Raw genomic sequence first — 4,638 nt, forward strand, 5'->3', positions numbered from 1 at the left:
GGCACGGCTTGTCGCGCGGCCCGACTGGCTGGCCGAGCTTGCGCGGCGTACGGGGGTCACGCCCGATCTGGAGAGCCTGGCATGACGAGGAAGTCCGGTTGCCCGATATGCGGCAAGCCCGCGGTCGCCGCCGCCGCGCCGTTCTGCAGCCAGGGCTGCCGCGACCGCGACCTGCTGCAATGGCTGTCCGACGGTTATCGCCTGCCCGCGCATTCCGCCGATCCGCCGGGCGACACGGATGGGCTGGACAGCCCCGGCGACCGCGACTAAGCAGCGCCCTCCCCGTTCCGACGGGCGTGCCCGGGTAGCTCAGTGGTAGAGCAGACGACTGAAAATCGTCGTGTCGGTGGTTCAACTCCGCCCCTGGGCACCACTTTTCCGCCGCCGTTCTGCCGACACCATCTCCCCTCACGCGGTCCGGTGGGATCACCCGGCGTTCGGGCGCTCATCCGGGCGGCAGGTGATCCGCCGATCGCGCGGCGTGTCGATCCGGTGGGGTGCGCGGCCGGACGTGCCGCCCGCGGCGACGGACCGCGGGGACCCGCTACAGCAGGCCGAGCGCGACCAGTTGCGTCCGCAGCGTCGCCGCGTCGGCGAAGGCCAGCGCCTTCAGCCCCACCGCTTCCGCTCCCGCGACATTGGCGGCATTGTCGTCCACGAACACCGCCTCGCCCGGGTCCAGGCCGAACCGGTCGAGCGCCAGGCGATATATTTGCGGGTGCGGTTTCACCATCTTCTCGTCGCCGGACACGACGATGTCGCGGAACCGATCGAACATCGCCGCCTCGCGCCGGCGGAACGCCGGAAAGAACTCGCCCGAGAAGTTCGTGATCGCGTACAGCGGGACCCGGGCGGCATCGAGCTCGTCGACCAGCGCCGGCATATCCGGCATCGGTCCGGGGATCGAATCCAGGAACCGCTCTCCCCAGGCCGCGATCAGCTCGCCATGATGTGGATGCAGCGCGACGAGCTCCGCCGACGTCTCCGCGAACGGGCGGCCCTCGTCATGCTGGAAGTGCCATTCCCGCGTGACGACCTCGCCCAGGAACGCGTCAAGCGCCTCACCCCGCGGGATCAGGCGCTCGTAGAGGAACCGGGGGTCCCAGTCGTAGAGGACGTTGCCGATGTCGAATATCACCGCCCTGATCGGGCGGGGTGCGACATGATCCGTCGGTGACGTCAGCCCTGGCGCGCCTTGAAGCGACGGTTCGTCTTGTTGATGACATAGGTACGGCCGCGGCGGCGGATCACGCGATTGTCGCGATGGCGGTCCTTGAGCGACTTCAGCGAATTGCGGATCTTCATGGTTGTTCTGCTGACCGATGGATTCTGACGGAGCGCGATCGCCTAGGGGCTGGACGGGGTCCGGTCAACCGGAATGGGGCCGGGACCCCCCTGCGCGCTCGAGCGTTACAGCGGCGCAACGATTTGGATCGAGGGTGGACGGGCGATGCGCAAGCTATTGATGACGACGGGTCTGGGCATGGCGGCGATGCTGGCCGGCTGCGCGACGGGACCGACCCTCTTCCCGGTGGAGGCGACCCGCTTCCATTACGATCCGGTCGCGGATCGCGGCACGATCCTCGTCGAGCCCGTCGATCCCGCCGGACAGGGTCCCGAGTTCCAGACCTATGCCGCCGCGGTCCAGGCGGAGCTGGTCCGGCTGGGCTACACGCCGGTCGCGCCGGGGACGATCCCGCAGTTCCGCGTCACCGTGTCGCTGGTGCGCGGCGAGCGGCCGCTGCCGCCGCGCCGGTCCCCGGTCAGCATCGGCATCGGCGGCGCCGGCTTCTCGGGCGGCGGTGGCGGCTATCGCGGTGGCGGCTATCGCGGTGGCGGCTATCGCGGTGGTGGCGGGGGGGTAGGTCTCGGCGGCGGCGTCAGCTTCCCGGTCGGCGGCGGCCACGGGCGGGTCGGCGTGATGTCGGAACTCGACGTGCGCATCAAGCGCGGACCCGACGCGGTTTGGGAAGGAAAGGCGCAGACGATGGCCTATGCCACCGCGCCCGACGCCGATGCCGCCGCGACCGCCGCGCGCCTCGCCCATGCGCTGTTCACGGGCTTCCCAGGCGATTCGGGGCGCACTATCGAGGTCAGATGATCCCCGGCATCAGCGCCGCCTTCGACGGCGGCAACATCCGCCTCGTCGGCATCGAGGGTTCGCGCATCGATCTGGAGATCGTGCGCGACCGCGACTCCGACTTCTACCAGTGGTTCTACTTCCGCGCCGCCGGGTTGGCGGGAGGCAGGTGGACGTTCCGGATCGTCAACGCGGGCGGATCGGCCTATCCGCTGGGCTGGCCCGGCTACCGTACGCGGGCGAGTACCGACCGGCGCGCGTGGCGGCAGATCGCGGAGACGCGGTACGAGGACGGCGTGCTGGCCTTCGACTGGAACGGGGAGGCGGGCGACGTCGCCTGGTTCGCCTATTTCGCGCCCTACACGATGGAACGGCACGCGGACCTGATCGCGCGCTTCGCCAGGACGCCGGGCTTCGCGCATCGCGAGCTTGGCCGATCGCTCGACGGGCAGCCGATCGACTGCCTGTCGGTCGGCCGTGGCCCGCGCCCCGCCTGGTATTACGCACGCCAGCATCCCGGCGAGTCGATGTGCGAATGGTTCATGGAAGGCGCGCTGGAGCGGCTGGCCGACGCGGCCGATCCCGTCACGCGCGCGCTACTGGACGCCTTCACCTTCCATCTCGTGCCGAACATGAACCCGGACGGCACGCGCCGCGGGCACCTGCGCACCAACGCCGCGGGCGTGAACCTCAACCGCGAGTGGCATGCCCCGTCCGCGTCCCGGAGCCCGGAGGTGCTGGGCGTGCTGGCGGCGATGGACGCGAGCGGCGTTGCCTATGCGATGGACGTCCACGGCGACGAGGCGATCCCCGCCAACTTCATCGCCGGATTCGAGGGCATCCCCGGCTGGACCGACGCGCAGGGCGAGCGGTTCTACGAGTTCGGCCGGCGGCTGGCGGCGCACAGCCCCGATTTCCAGACGGAGCGCGGCTATGGCAAGGCGGCGGCGGGGCGGGCGAACCTGTCGATGTCGACCAACCAGCTGGCGCAGCGGTTCGGCGCGATCGGCATGACGCTGGAGATGCCGTTCAAGGACCACGACCTCAACCCCGATCCCGAGTTCGGCTGGAGCCCGGCGCGGTCCAAGGCGCTGGCGCACGCCTGCCTGGAGACGCTGGCGACGATGGTCGACCTGATCGACGTGCCGGCCCCGCGATGACCGTGGTCGTCCGGGAAGGCGGGCTGGACCTGCCGGCCGTCATCGATTTGCTGACCTTCCACCACCGCGAGGCGCACGAGGGGTTTCCCAGCGGCTTTGCCCATGCGCTCGATCCCGCCGCGCTGCACAGCCCGGACATCCGCTTCTTCTCGGCCTGGAGCGACGGGGCGCTCGCCGGGATCGGGGCCGTGCGCGCACTGGGTCCGCACGAGGCGGAGATCAAGTCGATGCGGACCGCGCCCGAGCATCTGGGTCGCGGCGTCGGCCGGGCAATACTGACGCGGCTCATCGTCGCCGCCCGCGCGGGCGGCCACGGCCGCGTCCATCTGGAAACGGGCGTCGGCCCGCGTTTCCTCGCCGCCAACGCCTTGTACGAGCGGTTCGGCTTCGTGGACCGGGACGCCTTCGGCGGCTATCCGCCCAGCCCGCACAATCGCTTCATGACCCTCGAACTGACCACCTCGCCATAGGGAGACCCGATGCCCACGCTGATCCTCATCCGTCACGGCCAGTCCGCCTGGAACCTGGAGAACCGCTTCACCGGCTGGTGGGACGTCGACCTGACCGACCAGGGGCGCGGGGAGGCGAGCGCGGCGGGCGCGCTGCTGGCGGCGCGGGGCATGGACGCGGACATCTGCTTCACCAGCCTGCAGACGCGCGCGATCAAGACGCTGAACCTCGCGCTGGAGGCGATGGGACGGCTGTGGCTGCCCGTCGAGAAGGACTGGCGGCTGAACGAGCGGCATTACGGCGGGCTGACCGGGCTCGACAAGGCGGAGACGGCCGCCCGCCACGGCGACGACCAGGTCCGCGTCTGGCGCCGCAGCTTCGACGTGCCCCCCCCGGCGCAGGAGCCGGGCGGCGCGTTCGACCTGTCCGCCGACCGCCGCTACGCCGGGATCGCCATCCCGGACACCGAAAGCCTGAAGGACACGATCGGCCGCGTCCTGCCCTATTGGAACGACCGGATCGCGCCCGCGCTTCTCGGGGGACAGCGGGTGATGATCTCCGCCCACGGCAACTCGCTGCGCGCGCTGGTGAAGCACCTGTCGGACATCCCCGACGACGAGATCACCGGGCTGGAGATCCCGACCGGCCAGCCGATCGTCTACGAGCTGGACGGCGACCTTCGCGAGGTGGAGCGTTACTATCTGAGCGAACGGTAGCCCGAGCGAGCGAGCGCGGCCACCAGGCCCCATGACGAGCGGGGCGTCAGGGGGCCAGCGCGACCGCGGCGACCCAGTCCCCGCCGCGCCGGAACGCCAGCCGCGAGGCGCCGGCGGCGGACCGCGCCCCACCTGCCGACCCGTCGATGCTGGTGTCGATCTGGGACGGCTCCTCCTCGCGCGGGCGGCCCAGCCGCTTCGCATGGGCCTCCTTGCCCGTCCAGCAGGCCAG

Annotated in this window: 7 protein-coding genes, 1 tRNA gene and 1 pseudogene; 6 read left to right on the forward strand and 3 right to left on the reverse strand. The window is 70.9% G+C overall.

Going from position 1 to position 4,638, the window contains the following annotated elements; translation table 11 throughout:
• The first annotated feature begins 81 nt into the window (after positions 1 to 81).
• Together HUV01_RS12295 and HUV01_RS12300 are read left to right on the forward strand one after the other, a co-directional pair.
• Entirely contained in the window at positions 82 to 270 is a 189-nt protein-coding gene (locus HUV01_RS12295) for a DNA gyrase inhibitor YacG (RefSeq protein WP_174298532.1), read from the forward strand.
• Between the two features lie 28 nt (positions 271 to 298).
• Positions 299 to 373: transfer RNA gene (locus HUV01_RS12300), tRNA-Phe, on the forward strand.
• Positions 374 to 544: 171 nt separating this feature from the next.
• Here the strand turns inward: HUV01_RS12300 and HUV01_RS12305 are convergent.
• Positions 545 to 1,147: an HAD family hydrolase gene (locus tag HUV01_RS12305; protein WP_254606611.1), complete on the reverse strand. Its 603-nt coding sequence runs from the start codon at positions 1,145 to 1,147 to the stop codon at positions 545 to 547.
• Between the two features lie 32 nt (positions 1,148 to 1,179).
• On the reverse strand, positions 1,180 to 1,305 hold the full coding sequence (gene ykgO, locus HUV01_RS12310) for a type B 50S ribosomal protein L36 (RefSeq protein ID WP_003046794.1): 126 nt from the start codon (positions 1,303 to 1,305) through the stop codon (positions 1,180 to 1,182).
• Positions 1,306 to 1,450: 145 nt separating this feature from the next.
• Here ykgO and HUV01_RS12315 point away from each other — a divergent pair, with 145 nt between their 5' ends.
• The 4 genes from HUV01_RS12315 to gpmA are packed head-to-tail and all read left to right on the forward strand — an operon-like array spanning position 1,451 to position 4,406.
• Positions 1,451 to 2,101, forward strand: coding sequence for a hypothetical protein (locus HUV01_RS12315; protein ID WP_217431004.1), 651 nt, complete (start codon positions 1,451 to 1,453; stop codon positions 2,099 to 2,101).
• A complete protein-coding gene (locus tag HUV01_RS12320) occupies positions 2,098 to 3,240 on the forward strand; it encodes a M14 family metallopeptidase (RefSeq protein WP_174298533.1) in 1,143 nt (380 codons plus the stop codon). The genes HUV01_RS12315 and HUV01_RS12320 overlap by 4 nt, the downstream gene beginning before the upstream one ends.
• Positions 3,237 to 3,710, forward strand: coding sequence for a GNAT family N-acetyltransferase (locus HUV01_RS12325; protein WP_174298534.1), 474 nt, complete (start codon positions 3,237 to 3,239; stop codon positions 3,708 to 3,710). The genes HUV01_RS12320 and HUV01_RS12325 overlap by 4 nt, the downstream gene beginning before the upstream one ends.
• 9 nt (positions 3,711 to 3,719) lie before the next feature.
• Positions 3,720 to 4,406 carry a 2,3-diphosphoglycerate-dependent phosphoglycerate mutase gene (gpmA, locus tag HUV01_RS12330; protein ID WP_174298535.1) on the forward strand — a complete coding sequence of 229 codons (687 nt, stop codon included), beginning with the start codon at positions 3,720 to 3,722 and terminating at the stop codon, positions 4,404 to 4,406.
• Between the two features lie 46 nt (positions 4,407 to 4,452).
• On the opposite strand, the pseudogene HUV01_RS12335 reads toward gpmA, so the two are convergent.
• Positions 4,453 to 4,638, reverse strand: a pseudogene (locus HUV01_RS12335) (hypothetical protein); the annotation flags it as partial.

This window comes from Sphingomonas bacterium, assembly GCF_903643035.1.
Classification (GTDB): domain Bacteria; phylum Pseudomonadota; class Alphaproteobacteria; order Sphingomonadales; family Sphingomonadaceae; genus Sphingomonas.

Excerpts from the sequence above, each read along its gene's own strand:
- ykgO (WP_003046794.1), bottom strand. The coding sequence starts at position 1,305 with ATGAAGATCCGCAATTCGCTGAAGTCGCTCAAGGACCGCCATCGCGAC.
- HUV01_RS12320 (WP_174298533.1), top strand. The coding sequence starts at position 2,098 with ATGATCCCCGGCATCAGCGCCGCCTTCGACGGCGGCAACATCCGCCTC.
- HUV01_RS12315 (WP_217431004.1), top strand. The coding sequence starts at position 1,451 with ATGCGCAAGCTATTGATGACGACGGGTCTGGGCATGGCGGCGATGCTG.
- HUV01_RS12295 (WP_174298532.1), top strand. The coding sequence starts at position 82 with ATGACGAGGAAGTCCGGTTGCCCGATATGCGGCAAGCCCGCGGTCGCC.
- gpmA (WP_174298535.1), top strand. The coding sequence starts at position 3,720 with ATGCCCACGCTGATCCTCATCCGTCACGGCCAGTCCGCCTGGAACCTG.
- HUV01_RS12325 (WP_174298534.1), top strand. The coding sequence starts at position 3,237 with ATGACCGTGGTCGTCCGGGAAGGCGGGCTGGACCTGCCGGCCGTCATC.